Consider the following 18625-nt stretch of genomic DNA (forward strand, 5'->3'; position numbering starts at 1 on the left):
CGCCCTGCGTTCGGCTCGTCTCTCAGACGGGACGCAGGTGTTCGCAGTCGCCCGCCGAGACCGTCACCCGCTCGTCGTCGTCGGTCTCGATGACGAGCGCGCCGGAATCGGTCACGTCGATCGCCTCGCCGACGACCTCGCCCGCGGAACGCTCGACTCGCACGCGCTGGCCGAGCGTCAGCGCCAGTTCGCGCCACGCGGGGACGACCGCCTCGAGATCGGTCCGGTACCGATCGAACTCCTCGAGGAGCCGCTGGACGAAGTGACGGCGGTCGACGTCGCCGGCCTCGTCGCGGATGCTGGTCGCACCCTCGGGGAGCCCGTCGGAATCGAGGTTCGCGTTGACACCGATACCGGGAACGAGCCAGTCCACCCGATCGGTCTGGCCTTCCATCTCCGTGAGAATCCCCGCGAGCTTCCGGTAGTCTCCGTCCTCGCCGACCGGGACGACCACGTCGTTTGGCCACTTGATCCGGGCGTCGACGCCGGCCTCTCGCGCAACCGTCGCGATCGCGACCGACGCTGCGAGCGTGTACAGCGGTGCCTGCGCGGGCGTGATAGTCGGCCGCGTTACGATACTCACCCAGACGCCGCCCGCGGGTGCGGACCACTCGCGCTCGAGGCGGCCGCGACCGCCCGTCTGTTCGTTCGCGACGACGGCGACGTCGGTCTCTCCGTCGTTCGCGAGTTCGCGCGCTCGGTCGTTCGTACTTCCCACGGAGTCGTGGTAGTCGATCGAAAACGGTGCCTCGAGTTCGAACTCGATCGCCGGGGCGTTGTAGGCGTCGACGGCCGTGAGTTCGTACCCGTTGGCCCCGCTTTCGATCTCGAACTCCGCCTCGCGAAGCCCCTCGATGTGCTTCCAGACGGCCGCCCGCGAAATATCGAGCGAGTCGGCCAGTTCGGGTCCGGACACCGGGCCGTCCGCGAGTGCCTCGAGGATCGCTCGTCGCGTCTCGTTCATAGCCTCGCAAGGGGCCCGCCCGTACTTCAATCGGCGGGATCCGTCGATCTCCGGCCCCGTTTTCACCGTCGTAACGTATCGGTCTGTCTGCCGGTCCCTGGGCTTTTGCCGGTCGTACTCGGTCGTTCGTACGGGGTGGAAAGCTATAGTAGCAACTGAAAGTCATTGCGTTCCTGATCGCACGACAGCGTTGCGATCAGTGTGTCAATCGTTTCAGTTGCTACTATAACAAGACCCATGAGAATCGGAGAGCGCTGTACGGTCTGTGAAACGCGCATCGGCAAGGGAGAGATCCGGTACTACGAGACGTGCGGTCGGGGACTCCACGAGCCGTGTGCGGAGGACAAAACGACGTTCGAATGTCGCCACTGCGGGGACGAGACGTGGATCGGGGCGGTCGAGTTCTGACGGGGGCGGCCGTATTTCGACGCGTCTAGAGCAACTGCTCGGCGATGATGCCCTTCTGGATCTCGCTCGTCCCGTCGTAGATCTTCGTGATCCGGGCGTCCCGGTAGAAGCGCTCGACCGGGTGATCCGAGACGTAGCCCGCGCCTCCGTGAACCTGTAGCGCCTCGTCGGTGACGTCGACGGCTCGCTCGCTCGCGAACAGCTTCGCCATCGAGGCGAGTCGCGTCGCGCGGTCGTCCTCGCCCGACTCGAGTGCAGCCCCCGCCCGATAGGCGAGCGACCGCGCCGCCTCGACGTTCGTCGCCATCTCGGCGATCTTGTGCCGGATGGCCTGGAACTCCGAGATGGGCTGCTCGAACTGTTCGCGCGCTTGCGCGTAGGCGATGGCTTCCTCGAGGGCGGCCTGTGCGACGCCGGTCGCCTGCGCGGCGACGTCGGCGCGAGCGGGTGCGAAAAAGCGCATGAGCTGGTAGAACCCCTCGTCGACCTCGCCGACGACGTTTGCCTCGGGGACGCGGAGGCCATCGAGGACGATCTCGGCGGTATCCTGCGCTTTGATCCCGAGCTTGTTCGTGATCGCCGTCGCCTCGTAGCCGTCGACGTCCGTTGGGGTGAGGAACGCGGTGATCCCGTTGTGGTCCTTCTCGGGCGACGTTTTGGCCATGACGATCGCGACGTCGGCGACGGTGCCGTTGGTGATCCACATCTTCCCCCCGTCGATCACCCACTCGGTCCCGTCTTTCCTGGCGCGCGTTTCCATCCCCGCCACGTTCGACCCGTGTGCGGGTTCGGAAATCCCGGTCGCGATCGGCGTCTCGCCTGCGGTGACCCGCGGCAGCCACTCCTCGCACATCCACTCGTCGCCGTACTCGACGAGCATTCCCGTACCGAAATCCGCCGCGGCGATCGAGCCGCCGACCCCGGGATCGGCGCGCCAGAGTTCTTCCGTGACGATGATCGTCGAAATCGGATCCATCCCCGCGCCGCCGTACGCCTCGGGAACGTGGGGTGCCACGAGGTCGAGATCGGCTGCTGCCGCGAGCAATTCGGACGGATAGCGGTGTTCGGCTTCGTACTCCGCGGCGACTGGCCGGATCTCTGCATCCCCGAACTCCCGGACCGCGTCGCGGATCGCTCGTTGCTCCGCGGTGAGCTGAAACGACATACCACGACCTCGGGCGGGGGGATGGTCAATCCATCGGCGAGCGCCGGTGAAACGGCATCAGTGACGGAGCCCAGACGCGGCATCACCGTTCGCAGAAGCGACATATCGTCTCCGAATACGAGCGTCTGTCCTTGCTATCCAAGGAGAAACGGGCCAGTGCTGTGGAGTCGATAGTCCCGTATGGAACGCGGAGGCCGTCGGCTGAAAAACGCCGTCGAAGTCGAGTAACCTCGAGCGTCGAGGGGACCGACCGGTTAGTCTCGAATCTCGCGTAGCTTCTCACGGCCCGGCGCGATCAGCTCGTCGAGGTAGGTCGCGAGGGTCCCCTTCGCGTCGGCGGGGTGGAGCTCGCCCGACTCGAGGTCCGCGGCCAGCGCCTCGTACTCCTCGTAGGTCAGGTCGCCGCCGTACTTCTCGGGGCGCTCGACGACGATCTCGTCGAATCGCGGGAAGACGTGGTACTCGAAGAGTTCGAGGACGGGGTTCTCGAGGTCCCCCTCGGGGTCTCGCGTCGGCGGACAGAACGCCGCGTTGACCTTCTCCTCGAGCTCCGCGGTCGAGTCTTCCATCGAAATCGTGATCCCCTCGCTCGAGGACATCTTCCCCTCGCCGCTGGTGAGGTCGGCGACGATCGGCGTGTGAAGCGCGGGTCGGACCTCGTACTCGAGATCGGGCAGTTTCTCGCGGGCGAGCATGTGGACCTTGCGCTGGTCTAACCCACCGACAGCCAGATCGAGATCGAGGTACTCGATGTCCAAGGTCTGCATCAACGGGTAGACGAGGTGACTCACCTTGGCCGTCTCGTCGCCCTGGATCTCGGCCATCGCGCGCTGGGCGCGGTTCATCGTCGTCTCTCGCTCGAGGTGGTGGAGATCGAGCGTGTACTCCTCCTCGAGTTGGAACTCGGAGCCGTAGACGAACTCGGCGTTGTCCTCGTCGAGCCCGTAGGCGAGGAACTGGGCTTTCATCTGCTCGGCGGTCTCCCGAATCTCCTCGAAGGTCCCCTTCTCGTTGAGGTAGGCGTGAACGTCCGCGAGCAGGATGACGACCTCCATCCCCGCGTCCTGGAGGTCGATGAGCTTGTTCGCCGTCAGGAGGTGGCCGAGGTGGAGCACGCCGGAGGGTTCGTAGCCGACGTAAGCGCGTTTCCCCGCGGGATCCTCCGCGAGGTCGCGGACCTCCTCGTCGGTGACGACCTCCTCGGCGTTTCGCGTGAGTAGCTCGTAGCTGTCCATACGTGGCAGGAACCGGAGGAGGAATTTATAGCTCCTGATAGCCGCTCCGGCTCGAGGGAGTCGACCCCGCTACTCGGAACGGTTTCAGTATCGAGTCGACCCGATCGCGCGCCGTGCCAGCGAGGGAGCCGGCCACTGCACCCACCCCGGCCCGACGGACCCGCCGGCAGGGCCGGCGACGCCGCCGACTTTCCCGCCCAGTTTCGCCCCCTCGCCGCGCCGCGCGAGGCGTGTTCCGATCGAAGACACGGTGGCTCGAGCGATGGCATCGGCAGACGATTCGGGCCAGTGACAGGTCCTTCTTCCTCCGTCGGTCGCCGGTTCACGTATCGTTTTGCTCGACGCCGTCGTACGCTCGAGACGATGATGGCGACTACCCACGTGTTCGCCGGGCTCGCGGTCGTCGCGCCGGTCGCATACGTCGCTCCCGAGTTCGCGGCCGCGCTCGCGGTCGGTGCGATTCTCGGCGGGCTGGCACCCGATTTCGATCTCGTCGGGACACACCGGCGGACGCTTCACTTTCCGGTCGGCGGGCTCGCAGTCGCCGGCCCCGCCGTCGTCGTCGCCGCCGTCGCTCCCTCGAGGACGACCCTCGCCGTCGCTGCCTTCGCCGGGACCGCCTGGCTACACGCTGCAAGCGACGCGATCGGCGGCGGCCCCGAAATGGACCCGTGGAACGAGCGGACCGAGCGTGCGGTCTACGACCACGTCCGCGGGCGATGGATTCGACCACGGCGATGGATTCGCTACGACGGCGCTCCGGAAGACGCCGTCCTCGGTGCCGCGCTCGGAATACCGGCGCTCGTCGTCTTCGACGGCTGGCTCGCTGCCGTTGTCGTCGGGAGCCTCGCCGTCTCGGTGGTCTACGCACTGTTCCGTCGTCGCCTGGTTGCCTGGACGCCCGACTGGCTCGATTGACTACGAGGCCGACCCGTCGGTCACGACGACTGTCTCTCGTCTGGAAGTCGGAACGCTGATACGCCCGCTCGCCAAGCGATCCCGTATGGTCGACGTGCTCGCCGCTCGAACGATACACCTGGTCGTTGCGGCCCTCTGGGCCGGCAGTGTCTGTTTCGTTGCTGCCGTCGTTCTGCCGTTGGCACGCGACGGCGCGTTCAACACGACCCACCCGCTCGAGGTCATCTCGGGGAAGTTGACGACGATTTCGCGGGTGAGTTCGGTCGTTCTCTTGCTTTCGGGCGGCCACCTCGCTGGGAACGCCTACACGTTCGGGTCGCTCTTCGGGACGACCAACGGTCGGCTGGTCGTCGCGATGGTCGCGCTCTGGTTGCTCCTGACCGCGCTCGTCGAGATCGGCACGAAGCGGTTCGAAACCGGGCTCACCGGGAAGAAGATTCGTGAGCCCGCTCGCGATTCGCTGCCGACGTTTCGGGCGGCAGCCGTTACGGCGATCGCACTGTTAGTCGTTGCAGGCCTGCTCTCGGCCAACGTCGGCCTCCTCCTGTGACATGCAAGACGGCTGTCCGGTGTTTCGACGCCGAACCCGTTCGAAATCAACATTCTTGCGAAAGATACTTAGTCAGTTGCTGTAAGATAGTCGGTAATGGTTAGGGGTAAAGATCTGACCCTGTCGCTTCTCGCGGTAGGGATGGCTGCCGTGGCTGGCTACGTCCTCCGATCGGAACGGTCAACGGCCCGCACATCGCGATCGAAGGCGAACCTCGGCGCACGCGTCATCGTTCCGGAAGACGTCCCGACGGACGCGACGGTGATCGACGCGTCCGCACAACGCCTCGGCGAGATCCCCGGCGCGCGGCAAGCACTCGACCGGGCGATCCACAACAGCGCACGCGACGAGTGGGAACACGTCACGCTCGAGCGCGATGGCGCTTGGTCTATCGTCGACCGCATCCGGCAGACGTTACCCTACTACGACGCCGACGAAGACGAGTACAACGGCGTCTACGTCCAGTACAACGATCGAATCGTCGTCCTCGATGCGATCGGCTGGGCGCATCTCGAGGAACCCATCGCGTAGCTTTCTGTGCGGTCCTGACGGTGACGTCTCACCCGTCGTAACATTAATCACCACCGGCTACCTCCGTTGGTCTGTCAGTGAGCCGCTCAGGCCAACGTGTCGTCTTCGTCGGTGCCGACGCGACGCTGCCGCGCGATCTCGCGGTCGCGTTCGACGTGGTCGCAGTGCGTGATCGAACGGCAGCCGTCGACTCCCTCGAAGCGACCGCCGTGAGTTGTGTCGTCGTCGACGGAACCGAGGCCGATCGCGTCGATACCGTCGCGGCGATCCACGAGGCTGCACCGTCGGTCCCGATCGTTTACACGACGGCGCGGCCGGACGGAACCGCTGCGGCCGCGGCGACGCGTGCTGGGGCGACCGAGTATCTGGTCCGGACAACCGACGTGACGCTCGTCGATCGCGTCGTAGCGTTGTCGCCCGACCCGCTCGCAACCGGATCGACCGACCCAACGTCACCCGATCGCGAACACCCTGCTGGCGGGCATATCACTCCCAGCGATGCGATCGTCGGCCCCCGCCATGCGGCCGTCGTCACCGAACTGCTCGAGACGACGCGAGCGTTGTTTTCCTGTGAGTCCCGTGTGGCCGTCGCAGATGTCGTCGTCGACGCCGCCGAGCGGGTTCTCGGGTTCGACGTCGTCACCGTTCGGCTCTTCGATGCGGACACGGCGGAGCTCGTCTTGACCGGCGCGTCCGATCCCATTAGCGAACTGTTCGACGAACGCAAACGCGTCGGGACTCACGAGAGCGTGATGGGAGAGGCGTTTCGCAACTCGGAGCCGGTCGTCATCGATGACGGGCCGCCTCGCTCGTTCGGTTCACAGTGGGCGACCGAGCTGTTCCGCAGTATCATGTGCGTTCCGATGGGGTCCCTGGGCGTCCTCAACGTCGGCTCGCCGATCAGCGGCGCATTCGACGACTACCACGTCGAGCTCGCACAGCTGTTGACCGCCAGCGCGGCTGCCGCACTCGAGCGATCCGACCGCCGCGAGGAACTCATGCGCTACGAACAGGTCCTCGAGACACTCGAAGGGATGGTGTACGCGGTCGATACGGACGCACGACTGACGCTGGTGACCGAACCGCTCGCCGAGCGGCTGGGATACGACCGCGAGCAGCTCATCGGCGAACCCGTCTCGCTCGTTTTCGACGACGAATCCTACGAGCGTGCAGTAGAGCGCGTCGCTGAATTGCTCGCGGAGCCACAGTGCGATAACGCTCCCTTCGAGGCGACCTACGTCACCGCCGACGGCGAGCGGTTTCCCGTCGAAATCGAGTGGTCGCTGTTACCCCGCGACGAGGCGGAGATCGAGTCCGAGACGTTTCGTGGGACCGTCAGCGTCGTCAGGGACATCACGCAGCGAAAGGAGCGCGAACAGTACCTCCAGGTGCTCAACCGGGTCCTCCGACACAACCTCCGAAACGATCTCACCGTCGTCATCGGCTACGCCGAACTCCTCTGTGAACGACTCGACCATCCGGAGCTCGCGACCGCCGCGGACACGCTCCGGGAGACCGCGACCGAGCTCGCCCACACCAGCGAGAAGACGCGCGCGATCCAGTACGCGCTAGACCGGGACAGCGACCTCCAGCCGATCGACGTCGCCGACGTCCTCGAAGTGGCCACCGACGAGGCGGATCTCGACGGCGGTACCCTCACGGTCACGACGCGTGGCGACTGCCGAGCCTGGGCCGATCCCGGATTAGGGCTCGTCGTCGACAACCTCCTCGAGAACGCGGTCCGACACACGGGACCCGAACCGACCATCGATGCCGCTGTCGTTCGGGAGGGCGATCGGGTTCGGCTCTCGGTCTCCGACGACGGCCCCGGCATTCCGCCCGCGGAAATCGGCGTCATCACCGGCGAGAGCGATATCACACAGCTCACCCATAGCAGCGGACTCGGCCTCTGGCTGGTTCGGTGGATGGTCGACAGCTACGGCGGCACCGTCTCCTTTGCACAGTCGACGCTCGGCGGGAGCCGCGTCGAAATCGCCCTCGAGGCCGCGTCGACGGATGCGACCGACTCGGCGTGAGACGGTCTCCTGTCCGTCAGTGCCGGTGGGACCGGGACCGCCCCGCGGTCCCACCGGGAACTCGGGACAGCAAACCGTTTGACTCGTGGACGGCAGACCGCCGCTCGGACTGCCCTCGAGCCACGAGCGGGTCGTCACCGGCTCCATCGAAGAACCGCAACCACTACGACAGCGGCCGGCCGACGCCTATCCATGCAACTGGGCGTAATCGGACTCGGACGGATGGGACAGATCGTCGTCGAGCGGTCCCTCGCAGCGGGCCACGATGTCGTCGCGTTCGATCTGGACGAAGAAGCCGTCGCGACGGCTGCTGACGCAGGTGCCGCCCCGGCCGCCTCGATCGACGACCTCGTCGACCGGCTGGGCGCGGACAAACGCATCTGGCTGATGGTCCCCGCCGGCGAGGCGGTCGACGTCACCCTCGAGGAACTCGAGGCTCACCTCGACGGCGACGACGTCGTCGTCGACGGCGGGAACTCCTACTTCGAGGACTCGGTCCGCCGGGCCGAGTCCTGTCCCGCGGCCTACCTCGACTGTGGCACCTCCGGCGGCCCCGCCGGCGCGGAACTCGGCTTCTCGCTGATGGTCGGCGGCCCCCAGTGGGCCTACGACGAGTTCGAGCCGGTCTTCGATGCGGTCGCGACAGGTCCCGACGGCCACGGTCGGATGGGGCCCGCCGGCTCGGGCCACTACGTCAAGATGATCCACAACGGCGTCGAGTACGCCTTGATGCAGACATACGGTGAGGGCTTCGAGTTGCTCCACGAGGGCCGGTACGATCTGGATCTCGAGAACGTGGCCTCGGTCTGGAACAACGGCGCGGTGATCCGCTCGTGGCTGCTGGAGCTCTGCGAGGAGGCCTTCCGCGAGGAGGGCACCGACCTCGGCACCGTCGCCGACCGTATCGAGGGCGGCTCGACCGGGACCTGGACCGTCCAGGAGGCCCTCGAGCAGGAAGTTCCCTTGCCACTGATCTACACCGCGCTCGCCGAACGGTTCGGCTCGCGGGCCGACGACGGCCGCTTCTCGCGGCGACTCGCGAATCGACTCCGATACGGCTTCGGTCGCCACGAAGTCCCACGCCGCGAGTAGCGACCCCTCGAGCCCGTTTCGGATCCACGGCTCGCAGGGAGACTGTCGATACGGTATGGGGCCGCCCCTCCAATTCACGGTCCCGCGTGTGATCGGTCTATAGTAGCAACAAGCTATTCGGCAGTTGCTCCCAAAGTGACCGCTGATGAGTGAATGGATTCCCACACGCTTCCCGTGAGTTCGGCCGAGTTCTATCGAACGCTCGTCGAAAACGCCGCCGAGGGAATGCTGACGATCGACGAAGACAGCCGGATCGTGTACGCGAATCCGGCTATCGAAGATATTCTGGGATATACGCCCGACGAACTCGTCGGGAGTACCAAGATGAAGATCATTCCGGAGCGCCTCCGTCCAGTCCACGCTGGGGCGCTCGAGTCCTACGTCCAGACGGGAGACCGAAACATCGATTGGAGCGGCGTCGAACTCCCGGCGCTACACAAAGACGGGCACGAAGTGCCGACGCTCATTAGCCTCCGGGAGCACGAGCACGACGGCGAACGCTACTTCACTGGCATCGTTCGAGACATCACGGAACGGCGAGAACGGGAAGACGAGATTCACGAACAGAAAGAACGGCTCGACCAGTTCGCTGAGATCCTCGCTCACGACATCAGAAACCCGCTCTCGGTCGCACAGGGGTACACGGACGTCGCCAAACAGACATACGACGCGCCCGTGTTAGCAGACATCTCGGACGCACTCGATCACATCGATGAACTGGTCGACGACGTTCTGGTGCTCTCGAAGACCGGACAGACGGTCGGGGAACTCGGTCCGTGCAGTGTCGAACACGGCGTCCGCGAATCGTGGCAGGCCGTCGAAACACGGCACGCGGAGTTGCGAATCGAAACGCCGATCGGGACGATCAGGGCGGACGAAAGCCGGTTCCGAGAACTCCTCGGGAACCTCTTTCGGAACGCCGTCGAGCACGCCGGAGCGGACGTGATCGTCCGCGTCGGTCGACTCCCCGACCGCGATGGCATCTACATCGCCGACGACGGACCGGGCGTTCCCGACTCGGTCCGGAGCGACATCTTCGAACACGGCTACTCGACGCGGGAGGCGGGAACCGGATACGGGCTCTCGATCGTGAAACAGATCGCGGAGGGCCACGGCTGGGACGTCTCGGTCACCGAGAGCGAGCACGGCGGCGCACGGTTCGACATCCACGATATCGATTTCGTCGACGGATGACGGAGCCAGACCCTAGAGATCCGCGTCGCGAAGTTCGAGGTCCGCGACGATCTCGTAGGGGTGGGCGTCCTTCCGGATGCCGTCGAGGATGGTAAAGGCCTGCCCGGGTTCCAGGAAGTGTTCGGTGACGACCTGTCCCAGCGGCGTGGGTTCGAAGCCGTCGATGAAGTCGTACTCGAGAAGCTTCCCGATGGCGTGTTTCGTGGGGACCTCGCCGAGCATGCGGTCGTTGAGCGCCTTCGCGGCCTTGCCCCCGACCGTGATGTTTGCCAGCGTCTCCTCGACGGCGGCGGCCTCGTCGTAGTGGGTCATGACCGACTCCATCTCGCCTTTGAGGAGCTTGAACGCGACCTCGTCTTCGGTCATCTCCATCGAGTTGTGGTAGGCGGTGTCGGGTTCGACGAGGACGTACACTGTCCCCTTGTCGTGGTAGTCGGGCCGACCCGCGCGGCCGAGCATCTGGTGGAACTCCTGGACCGAGAGCCACTCGATGCCCATCGCCAGTGAGTCGAAGATCACCTGCGAGGCCGGGAAGTCGACCCCGGCCGCGAGCGCGGCGGTCGTGACGACGGCGGAGAGTTCTTGCTCGCCGAACTTGCGTTCGACCTCCTTCCGGCGCTTGTAGTCGAGGCCGGCGTGGTAGGGCGCGGCCGAATAATCGAGCTTCCGGCTGATCTCGTGACACCGCCGCCGTGAGTTGGTGAAGATGATGGTCTGGCCACGATACCCTTTCGAGGACTCGCTGTCGAACTCGCGTCTGACGAGTTTGTTCTCGACGCGGACTTTCTCCTGGCCGTCCGCGAAGGTGACGTGGCGCTCGATCGGTACCGGCCGTTCCTCGAACTCGATGAGCGTCGCCTCGAGCGCCTCGGTGAGCTGTTGGGGGTTCCCGACGGTCGCCGAGAGGTAGACCCACTGTGCGCCGCCGTAGTCGTCCCGCCGCTTGGCGCGTTGTTCGCAGGTGTACTTGAGCCGCGAGATCAGGCCGTCGAGCCGGTGCCCCCGATCCTCTTCCTTGAGGGTGTGGACCTCGTCGATGACGACCGTCCCGATGTCGCCCATGTCCTTGCCCGTCCGCAGGGCGTGATCGATCCCCTCGTAGGTACCGACGATGACGTCGGCGTTGGGGTCGAACCGCTCGCCCTCGTCGGCGACGCGGCTCGCGCCCACGCGAATCGAGACGTCGACGAGGTGGCCGTACTCCTCGGTGAAGTCCTCGTACTTCTGGTTGGCCAGCGCGACCAGCGGGACGAGAAAGAGCATCGTCCCCTTGTTGTTCAACACGCGATTGATACCGGCCAGCTCGCCGACGAGGGTCTTCCCGGTCGCCGTCGCGGAGACGACGAGCTGGTCGTCGCCGTCGAAGAGGCCGTGTTCGACCGAGAGGCTCTGGACCGGCAACAGGGTATCGAATCGATCCTCGAGCAGGTTCTGCAGGCCGGGATGGAGGGAAAGCGAGTCGGTCCGAACTGGGTCGACCTCGTCGGTCGTCGCCGAGATGGTATCGAACTTCGTCAGGTCCGGATCGAGCTGTCCCTTGAGCAGGTTGACGATTCGCTCGAGATCTTGAACCTCCATCATGAGGTCCTCGAGACGATCCTTTGCGGCACCCGAGACCTTGCCGCCGCCCGAAAAGGACAGCTGGCGCTCGAGTTCCTGTCGAGCGCAGTCCCGGCAGATCCAGTCGTTGTCGTCCTTGACAGCTGTCTCGGTCGTGATCGGCGAGTACCGGCCCGCTGAGGCGCAGTACCGGCAGGTCCGGACTGTCTTGACCTTGTCCTCGAGCTGGTACCCCTCGAACATCTCCCGGAGATCGCGCCGTCCCTGCGCGGAGGTCTGTTCGGAGATGCGCAGCCGCTTCGCTCGGCGGGCGAGCTCGACGAACTCGTCGGGCTGGCGCGGTTCTTCGCTCGAGCCCTGCTTCAGTCGGAACTTCGCGGGGCGGGGCCCGGCGGACGTTTCCGAAAGCCCGAGTTTCGCGCGGAAGAGCCGTTTGCCGTCGCGCTCGACGACCACGAGATAGTCGTCGCCCGTCTCGTGGCAAAAGATCGTTTCGACCTGCTGGACCTGCTTCGACACGATATCTGATAGACGGGTGGCGTACTTGAGCGATTCGGACTCGGACGGGTGGTGGCGACACCGAGTTCGTGAGGAGAGCAACTTGCGGTGTTCGACCGTCTAGAAGTCGCCGTTGACGATATCGCCGACCCGCTGCCGATCGAACAGTTCCGTCTCGACGCCGTAGACCTGTTCGGCCGCGCGTTCCGTGACGACGAGGTTCGTGATCGGGCCCTGGTAGAGGGGGCCGCCGCGGTAGACGCTGCCGTTCTGGACGGCCGTTAGCTCCCGTGCGGTGTCGTCGTCTTCCATCTGCGAGACGATCGCGTCCTGGAACTCCTCGGCGGTCTTGGCTTCCTGTCCGCGAAACAGGATGATTTCGGGATCGATCTCGAGGAGCGTTTCGTAGTCGACCGCACCGCGCGTACTGTGGAAGTCGCGTACGTCCGTGTTGGCGAACGCGTCCTCGACCCCGAGGTCGCGCCACTGCTTGAAGCTCGTTCCCTCGCCGATCAGATACGGAGAGAACGAGCCCATTTCGCTCTCGACGGCCCACATGATCGCGACCTCCGGCCGCTCGTCCTCGGCCGGAACGACTTCTTCGACGTTCGACTGGAACTCGTCGTGGACCTCGACGAAGGCCTCGTAGCGCTCGTTCTCCTGGAACACCTCGGCGAGCTTCTCGAACGCCTCGTACAGGGACAGGTACGGGTAGTCTTCGTGCCACGAGTAGCCGGTCGAGAAGATACTGTTCCCGAAGAACGGCGCGATGTCGTTTTCGATGTCTTCGACGTCGCTCTCGGTGACATCGTCGCCGAACCGGTTCGTCAGGAAGTTAGGGTCGATGACGTGGACGTCCCCGTCCATTTCGTAGAACGTCTCCGGATCGACGCCGTCGTCGGAGATCCGCGTCATCCCCGATTTGTCGACGCTGACATCGGGAATCTCGTCGTAATACTGCGTGTGGTATCGGGACGGCAGCCAGACGCCTTCCGGCGGATCCTGGCCCAGTGCGACCCCCATATCGGCCCAGCTTCCGTTGTTGGTGACCCACGTTTCCGGGACGCCCGGGAACTCGACTTCGCCGACCGGCGGCATCGACACGGTGTATGCGGCCTCTCTATCGGACGATCCGAGGGAACCGAGACAGCCGGCCGTTGCACCGACGCCGGCCATCGCCCCTCCCGTTCGAAGCACGTTGCGTCTCGTCCAAGTCCGGTTCTCACTCATCGGATTTTAGGTTGACCTAAAAACTGAAAAGTGTTCCGAAGTACACTCCCTCTGCCGGTCAATCTCAGTACTCACCGGTAACGATGGCGGCGACGCGTCCGCGATCGAAGAGTTCCTCGTCGTCGAACTCGTTCGGGTATAATCCCTGCGCCGCCCGCTCGAGTTGAAAGAGGTGGATGATCGGCCCCTGGTAGGTCATTTCGCCGTAGATCACCCGGTCGTTCTGGACCGCCCGAAGTTCGCTCGCGATGTCGTGGTTGCGCATGAACGAGACGATCCCTCGTTCGAATTCCGACTCCGAGACCGCGCTCTGCTGTCTGATCGCGATGACGTCGGGGTCGATATCCAGAAGCGTTTCGTGGTCGATGGTGCCACCGGTCGCCTGTGCGTCGGCGATCCCGTTCGCGGCGACCGCTCCCTCGACCCGCAGGTCGTTCCAGTGTTTGGACTGCGTCCCCTCGTCGATGTGGTAGGGATAGAACGCCTCCGGCTCGCCCGACTTCGGAACGAGAACCGCGACCTCGGGTCGCTCGTCGGGCAGCCGCGAGCGGATGTCGGCGAGTACGTCTTCCTGGAGCCGCTCGAACGCATCGAATCGGTCTCGCTCCTGAAACACGGCCGCGATCTTTTCGAAGGCCTCGTAGAGGGTATACCGCCTGTAGTCGTGCCAGTCGTAACTGGCCGAGAAGATCGTGTTCCCCACGAACGGCCCGACGCTCCCCACAATATCGTCGACGTCGTCGCGACTCCAGCCCAGTCGGTTGATCATGAAGTTGGGATCGACGATGTGGACGTCTGCCTCGAGTTCGTAGAACACCTCCTCGTCGGCCCCGCCGTCCCAGAGTTCGGTCAGGTCGTCCGCTTCGACCCCGACGCCCGGTAGCTCCTCGTAGTGGTGAGCGGCGTACCGGCTCTGCAGTCCGATTCCGACGAGCCCGTCGCCTCTGACCGAGTGCAACGCCTCTGTCGGCGTAGTCGTCCGTGTATGCGAGCCACCTCTCCGGGACGGCGTCGAACTCGACGGTGTCGACGGGCTCCATCGTCATCGAGTATTCGCTTTCGTCGTCGCCCGACACGAAATCGCCGAGGCAACCGGCTGTCGTGCCCAGTCCCGCGATCGCTACGCCAGTCTTCACCACGGCTCGTCTCGTCCGCTGCGCATCGCTCGTCATTGTTTTTAGGCCGGCCTAAAAACACAAAGTACTTCGGATCGATCGTTCCTACCGGTCGGAAAGCGCCCGTTTCGGCAATACCTGTAACTCGGGTTCGTACTTCACGGTCGCTTCCACACCGAAGACGTCCGCGAGGAGTTGCTCGGTGACGACTTCCTCGGGCGGCCCCCAGTCGTACAGTCTTCCGTCGTGCATGGCGACCAGATAGTCCGCGAAGCGGGCCGCCTGTGCGATGTCGTGAAGGATGACCGAAACGGTGACGCCCTTCTCCTCGTTCAACTGGCGGATCGTCTCGAGGACGCGGAACTGGTGGTGAACGTCGAGAAACGTCGTCGGCTCGTCGAGCAGGAGGACATCGGTGTCCTGTGCGAGGACCATGGCGATCCAGGCCAGCTGTTTCTGCCCGCCGCTCAGCTGGCCGAGTTCGGCGTCGCGGATTCCTTCGATTCCGGCTAGCTCGATCGCCCGTTCGACCGCTCGATGATCCGCCTCGTCGGGGCCGTCGAAGAACCCGCGGTGTGGATAGCGGCCGTGATAGACGAGGTCTTCGACGGTGATCGAACCCAGCGAATCGTTTTCCTGCGAGAGGACTCCCAGTTCGCGGGCCAGTTCCTTCTGACTGAACGAGTCGAGATCCTCGCCGTGTATCCGGACCGTTCCGGTGTCCGGCTCGAGGTGGTTCGAGAGCGCCTTGAGGAGCGTACTCTTCCCGCTGCCGTTCGGTCCGACGAGTGCAGTGACCGCTTCCTCGGGGATGTCGAGGCGGGCACACTCCACGACGGTTCCGTCGCTCGACGGATAGCTGAGTTCCAGCTCGTCGCCGACCAGCGCGCTCTCGATTTCGACGCCCTCGTCGTCGGTGATTCGTGTCCGTTCCCGGTCCGTGTCCCGCTGTGTGCGTGCCATTATAGCTCACCCATCGATTGCTGTTTCCGCATCAGGAAGAGGAAGTACGGGCCGCCGATCAGGCCCGTCACGACGCCGACGGGCATCTGCGTCCCGCCCAGCGCGAGCCGGGCACCGACGTCGGCGGTGACCATCAGCGCGGGGCCGGCGAAGACACAGCCCACCATCAGCCGTCGGTAGTCGCCGCCGACCGTGTTTCTGACGATGTGGGGAACGACGAGGCCGAAGAAACTGACGACGCCGGCGACGGCGATGGCGACGCTGGCGGCCAGAATAGCGACGCCGGAGAGGAAAAAGCGGACTCGTTCGACGCGCATTCCGAGCGACCGGGCGGTGTTCTCCCCCAGCATCAGGACGTTCAGCTGGCGCGCACCGGCGAGCGCGATTCCGATCGCGATGACTGCCGGCAGGACTGCGATTCGGACCTCCTCCCATCCGGTGCCCGTCAGCGAGCCCGTTATCCAGGCGATCGCCGTCTGGACGACACCCAGATCGTCCGCGAAGAAAAACAGTCCCTGCTGGAGCGACTGGAAGACCATATTGACGATCACGCCCGCGAGTACGAGCCGAACGGGACTCGTGCCGCCTTTCCACGCGATCACGTAGACGATCCCGAACGCGAGAGTTCCCCCTAGAGCCGCGATCAACGGGAGGAACGGTGCGAGGCCGCTGAACACGACGAGCGTCGCCAAAACGGCGAACCCGGCCCCGGAACTGACACCCAGAATGAACGGACTCGCCAGTTCGTTTCGCGTCACGGCCTGGAACACCGCACCCGAAACCGCGAGCGTCGCACCGGTAATGATCCCGACGAACACCCGCGGTAGTCGGAGGTCCCAGACGACGATGCTGTCGGTACTCATGTCCGGCCGCTCGGTGCCGAACAGGAACGACGCCCAGGCGTTGAGATCGAAGATTACTGCGGGGTTGAACACCGCCTTCCAGGCCTCGAAAAACGTCATCGAGTACTCCCCGAAGCTTACCTGGATCAGACCCGCGACGATCGTAACGACCGTACTCGCCAGACAGAAGACGACAAGGGTCCCCGTTACCCAGCCGTCTCGCTGTCCAGTCGTCGCGTGCCCACTGACCGATGCTGCTTCTGCCATCTTTGTTTAGGTATCCCTAAAAGAGGTATAGTAGTTGTGGTCCGGTGACGCCGTGCTAGTGGCTCGCGAGGAACGATCGAGAGGTCGGCCAGCCCGACCGGCTCTAACCCACTGAACGACTCACTCGAGCAGTTCGATCTCGTCGTCTCCGTTCGGGACGGCACAGATGAACGCGCCCCGCTCGTCGCTCTCGTTGCGGTACCAGTGGACGGTCCCGGCGGGAATCAACAGCGAGTCACCGGGCTCGACCTCGTACTCCTCGTCACCGTCGACGGCTTCGCCGTCTGCTCGATGCGCCTCCGGCGCATCGCTGATCCCGACCGTGTACTCCCCTTCGAGGACGTACTGTTCGTGCTCGACGTCGTTGGTGTGTTTCGGTACCTCGCCACCGGGCTCGAGGACGAACCGACGAATCGCGAAGTTCGGCGCGCCGTGGTCGTCGGCGATGAGGACGCCCTTCGAAAGGGCCTCGGCAGCGTCGACCGTCTCGTATTCGATTTCGTTGCTGCGCCGCAGTACTGGCTCAGTCATACTCCAAGTCGGTTCTCGAGCCCCAAAACTGTCCGGTTGCAGCTCACACTGCACACACCCGGTGCCTCGAGGACCCGCCTGACGCACGGGGACGACCGCCGCAGCCGACAGACCGCCGGCGCGGAGCCGATCTCCAACTGCTTACTGTGCGATCGAGGCGACGCTGCTCGTCGTCCGGCTCGCCGGCCCGGTGATAGTGCTGTCGCTCAGAAATGGATAAAATACTGCAGTCAAGTGCCGATACCGTTTACGAATTCCGCCTTACAGGCGCTCGACGTTCGTCGCGCGCGGGCCCTTGGGGGCCTGCTCGATGTCGAACTCGAGCTCCTGCCCTTCTTCCAGGTCCGGGCCGCCGATGTCTTCCATGTGGAAGAACACGTCGTCGTCCGCGTCCTCAGTCTCGATGAATCCGTAGCCGCCAGTGTCGTTGAAGAAATCAACGGTTCCTTTCGCCATTGCTTCTAAAGAGAACGGCCGGGGAGTGATAAACCCTGCGACTCGAGACGAGCTCCGAAATCGGTCGATACAGTGCGTGACAGTCGACAGATACCGCGATGTGTGGCGGAATCAGATGCCATCCCCGCCCTCGAGTCGCTGGACGGAGATGGCAATGAAATACACGAGCATGAACAGGAAGAATCCGACCGAGAGCCCGACCAGTTCTACCGTTCCCACGCCGTCGGGATCGATGAGGGCAAAGGCCGCCAGCCCGACGACGAACACGGCGGTGATGAAGCCGCCGATGGCGTAGTAGAAGCCGATGTCCGACTCGAGTCGTTCGCGCATGCCTGCCCCTTTCGGCTCCCAGTATAAGTATTCGGAGTTTTGGGAGCCGAAGTACCTTATAGCCGCCGCGGCAACGAACGCGTATGGCGGAGTACGAGCCGGACGCGGTCGACCGGGAGATCCTCTACGCGTTACAGGAGGAGGCGCGAAACCTCTCCTCCAGCGAGATCGCCGACCGGACCGACGCCTCCTCGAGTACGGTCCGCAAGCGCATTCAGCGACTGGAGTCGGAGGGCGTCATCAAGGGATACAGCGCGAACATCGATTACACGAAGTCCGGCTACCCGATCCGGATGCTGTTGTTCTGTACGGCACCGATCCCGGAGCGGGGGGAGTACATCGACGACCTGCTCGAGATCTCGGGCGTCGTCTCGGTTCAGGAATTGATCACCGGTGAGCAGAACCTCCTCGTGACCGTGGTCGTCGAAAACGACAGGGAAATCACGCCGATCGCACAACGGATCGCGGACATGGGACTGACGATCACCGACGAAGTACTCGTTCGCAGCCACCGATCGACCTCGTTCGACGAGTTCTCTTCCTAACCAGTCCGTCGAGGGAGCCGATCCCGACGAACGGCTCGGCAAGTCCGGGCTCGCGGCCCTCATATCGACAGCCGGCGGCGACTCCGTGATGTGTTTTCCCCGAAAGCCGCCCGTTCGACCCTCGAGCAGTCGTTTGTGAACCTCGTGGCGTTCCGCGCTGGCGGGCGACGAACGATTTGTTCGTACCGAAGGCTA

At 64.5% G+C, this 18625-nt stretch carries 18 protein-coding genes and 1 pseudogene; 8 read left to right on the top strand and 11 right to left on the bottom strand.

Annotation, left to right across the window (positions count from 1 at the left end; genetic code table 11):
• Nucleotides 1-22 precede the first annotated feature (22 nt).
• Nucleotides 23-964, bottom strand: coding sequence for a biotin--[acetyl-CoA-carboxylase] ligase (locus J0X27_RS11920; RefSeq protein ID WP_207269408.1), 942 nt, complete (start codon nt 962-964; stop codon nt 23-25).
• Between the two features lie 237 nt (nt 965-1201).
• Here J0X27_RS11920 and J0X27_RS11925 point away from each other — a divergent pair, with 237 nt between their 5' ends.
• Nucleotides 1202-1372, top strand: a complete 171-nt coding sequence (locus J0X27_RS11925; protein ID WP_207269409.1) for a hypothetical protein — start codon at nt 1202-1204, stop codon at nt 1370-1372.
• Between the two features lie 25 nt (nt 1373-1397).
• On the opposite strand, the gene J0X27_RS11930 is transcribed toward J0X27_RS11925, so the two are convergent.
• Both J0X27_RS11930 and J0X27_RS11935 read right to left on the bottom strand, forming a co-directional pair.
• Nucleotides 1398-2537, bottom strand: a complete 1140-nt coding sequence (locus tag J0X27_RS11930) for an acyl-CoA dehydrogenase family protein (protein ID WP_207269410.1) — start codon at nt 2535-2537, stop codon at nt 1398-1400.
• Nucleotides 2538-2791: 254 nt separating this feature from the next.
• The gene (locus tag J0X27_RS11935) at nt 2792-3772 is read right to left on the bottom strand and encodes a tyrosine--tRNA ligase (RefSeq protein ID WP_207269411.1); all 981 of its coding nucleotides are present in this window, start codon (nt 3770-3772) and stop codon (nt 2792-2794) included.
• Nucleotides 3773-4135: 363 nt separating this feature from the next.
• Between J0X27_RS11935 and J0X27_RS11940 the strand changes: the two genes are divergently transcribed.
• The 6 genes from J0X27_RS11940 to J0X27_RS11965 all read left to right on the top strand — a co-directional run bounded on the left by J0X27_RS11940 (nt 4136) and on the right by J0X27_RS11965 (nt 10093).
• On the top strand, nt 4136-4690 hold the full coding sequence (locus tag J0X27_RS11940; protein WP_207269412.1) for a metal-dependent hydrolase: 555 nt from the start codon (nt 4136-4138) through the stop codon (nt 4688-4690).
• Between the two features lie 85 nt (nt 4691-4775).
• Nucleotides 4776-5240, top strand: a complete 465-nt coding sequence (locus J0X27_RS11945) for a copper resistance protein CopD (protein WP_207269413.1) — start codon at nt 4776-4778, stop codon at nt 5238-5240.
• A gap of 96 nt (nt 5241-5336) precedes the next feature.
• Nucleotides 5337-5771 carry a hypothetical protein gene (locus J0X27_RS11950; RefSeq protein ID WP_207269414.1) on the top strand — a complete coding sequence of 145 codons (435 nt, stop codon included), beginning with the start codon at nt 5337-5339 and terminating at the stop codon, nt 5769-5771.
• 77 nt (nt 5772-5848) lie between these two features.
• Entirely contained in the window at nt 5849-7807 is a 1959-nt protein-coding gene (locus tag J0X27_RS11955) for a sensor histidine kinase (protein WP_207269415.1), read from the top strand.
• 192 nt (nt 7808-7999) lie between these two features.
• Nucleotides 8000-8899 (top strand): phosphogluconate dehydrogenase (NAD(+)-dependent, decarboxylating), encoded by a 900-nt coding sequence (gene gnd, locus J0X27_RS11960; protein ID WP_207269416.1) that lies wholly within the window; start codon nt 8000-8002, stop codon nt 8897-8899.
• 153 nt (nt 8900-9052) lie between these two features.
• Nucleotides 9053-10093 carry a two-component system sensor histidine kinase NtrB gene (locus tag J0X27_RS11965; protein ID WP_207269417.1) on the top strand — a complete coding sequence of 347 codons (1041 nt, stop codon included), beginning with the start codon at nt 9053-9055 and terminating at the stop codon, nt 10091-10093.
• A 12-nt stretch (nt 10094-10105) separates the two neighbouring features.
• On the opposite strand, the gene J0X27_RS11970 is transcribed toward J0X27_RS11965, so the two are convergent.
• The 8 genes and pseudogenes from J0X27_RS11970 to J0X27_RS12005 all read right to left on the bottom strand — a co-directional run bounded on the left by J0X27_RS11970 (nt 10106) and on the right by J0X27_RS12005 (nt 17885).
• Entirely contained in the window at nt 10106-12172 is a 2067-nt protein-coding gene (locus J0X27_RS11970) for a DEAD/DEAH box helicase (RefSeq protein ID WP_207269418.1), read from the bottom strand.
• 99 nt (nt 12173-12271) lie between these two features.
• Complete coding sequence (locus tag J0X27_RS11975; RefSeq protein WP_207269419.1) at nt 12272-13381, bottom strand: ABC transporter substrate-binding protein; 1110 nt, start codon at nt 13379-13381, stop codon at nt 12272-12274.
• A gap of 64 nt (nt 13382-13445) precedes the next feature.
• Nucleotides 13446-14553: pseudogene (locus J0X27_RS11980) on the bottom strand (ABC transporter substrate-binding protein).
• A 48-nt stretch (nt 14554-14601) separates the two neighbouring features.
• A complete protein-coding gene (locus J0X27_RS11985) occupies nt 14602-15459 on the bottom strand; it encodes an ABC transporter ATP-binding protein (RefSeq protein WP_207269420.1) in 858 nt (285 codons plus the stop codon).
• The gene (locus J0X27_RS11990; protein WP_207269421.1) at nt 15459-16568 is read right to left on the bottom strand and encodes a FecCD family ABC transporter permease; all 1110 of its coding nucleotides are present in this window, start codon (nt 16566-16568) and stop codon (nt 15459-15461) included. Before J0X27_RS11990 ends, J0X27_RS11985 begins: the two co-directional genes overlap by 1 nt.
• Nucleotides 16569-16688: 120 nt before the next feature.
• On the bottom strand, nt 16689-17099 hold the full coding sequence (locus J0X27_RS11995) for a cupin domain-containing protein (RefSeq protein WP_207269422.1): 411 nt from the start codon (nt 17097-17099) through the stop codon (nt 16689-16691).
• Nucleotides 17100-17360: 261 nt separating this feature from the next.
• The gene (locus J0X27_RS12000) at nt 17361-17555 is read right to left on the bottom strand and encodes a cold-shock protein (protein ID WP_005554588.1); all 195 of its coding nucleotides are present in this window, start codon (nt 17553-17555) and stop codon (nt 17361-17363) included.
• 111 nt (nt 17556-17666) lie between these two features.
• Nucleotides 17667-17885, bottom strand: coding sequence for a hypothetical protein (locus J0X27_RS12005; RefSeq protein WP_207269423.1), 219 nt, complete (start codon nt 17883-17885; stop codon nt 17667-17669).
• A gap of 83 nt (nt 17886-17968) precedes the next feature.
• On the opposite strand from J0X27_RS12005, the gene J0X27_RS12010 reads away from it, so the two are divergent.
• Nucleotides 17969-18430 (top strand): Lrp/AsnC family transcriptional regulator, encoded by a 462-nt coding sequence (locus J0X27_RS12010; RefSeq protein ID WP_207269424.1) that lies wholly within the window; start codon nt 17969-17971, stop codon nt 18428-18430.
• Nucleotides 18431-18625 lie beyond the last annotated feature (195 nt).

The organism is Natrinema longum, assembly GCF_017352095.1.
Classification (GTDB): domain Archaea; phylum Halobacteriota; class Halobacteria; order Halobacteriales; family Natrialbaceae; genus Natrinema; species Natrinema longum.

Bases quoted from the DNA above. Each gene is read 5' to 3' on its own strand.
- J0X27_RS11935 (WP_207269411.1), bottom strand. From the start codon at position 3,772: ATGGACAGCTACGAGCTACTCACGCGAAACGCCGAGGAGGTCGTCACC.
- J0X27_RS12005 (WP_207269423.1), bottom strand. From the start codon at position 17,885: ATGCGCGAACGACTCGAGTCGGACATCGGCTTCTACTACGCCATCGGC.
- J0X27_RS11975 (WP_207269419.1), bottom strand. From the start codon at position 13,381: ATGAGTGAGAACCGGACTTGGACGAGACGCAACGTGCTTCGAACGGGA.
- J0X27_RS11965 (WP_207269417.1), top strand. From the start codon at position 9,053: ATGGATTCCCACACGCTTCCCGTGAGTTCGGCCGAGTTCTATCGAACG.
- J0X27_RS11990 (WP_207269421.1), bottom strand. From the start codon at position 16,568: ATGGCAGAAGCAGCATCGGTCAGTGGGCACGCGACGACTGGACAGCGA.
- J0X27_RS11920 (WP_207269408.1), bottom strand. From the start codon at position 964: ATGAACGAGACGCGACGAGCGATCCTCGAGGCACTCGCGGACGGCCCG.
- gnd (WP_207269416.1), top strand. From the start codon at position 8,000: ATGCAACTGGGCGTAATCGGACTCGGACGGATGGGACAGATCGTCGTC.
- J0X27_RS11925 (WP_207269409.1), top strand. From the start codon at position 1,202: ATGAGAATCGGAGAGCGCTGTACGGTCTGTGAAACGCGCATCGGCAAG.
- J0X27_RS12010 (WP_207269424.1), top strand. From the start codon at position 17,969: ATGGCGGAGTACGAGCCGGACGCGGTCGACCGGGAGATCCTCTACGCG.
- J0X27_RS11930 (WP_207269410.1), bottom strand. From the start codon at position 2,537: ATGTCGTTTCAGCTCACCGCGGAGCAACGAGCGATCCGCGACGCGGTC.
- J0X27_RS11995 (WP_207269422.1), bottom strand. From the start codon at position 17,099: ATGACTGAGCCAGTACTGCGGCGCAGCAACGAAATCGAATACGAGACG.
- J0X27_RS11950 (WP_207269414.1), top strand. From the start codon at position 5,337: ATGGTTAGGGGTAAAGATCTGACCCTGTCGCTTCTCGCGGTAGGGATG.
- J0X27_RS12000 (WP_005554588.1), bottom strand. From the start codon at position 17,555: ATGGCGAAAGGAACCGTTGATTTCTTCAACGACACTGGCGGCTACGGA.
- J0X27_RS11945 (WP_207269413.1), top strand. From the start codon at position 4,776: ATGGTCGACGTGCTCGCCGCTCGAACGATACACCTGGTCGTTGCGGCC.
- J0X27_RS11985 (WP_207269420.1), bottom strand. From the start codon at position 15,459: ATGGCACGCACACAGCGGGACACGGACCGGGAACGGACACGAATCACC.
- J0X27_RS11940 (WP_207269412.1), top strand. From the start codon at position 4,136: ATGATGGCGACTACCCACGTGTTCGCCGGGCTCGCGGTCGTCGCGCCG.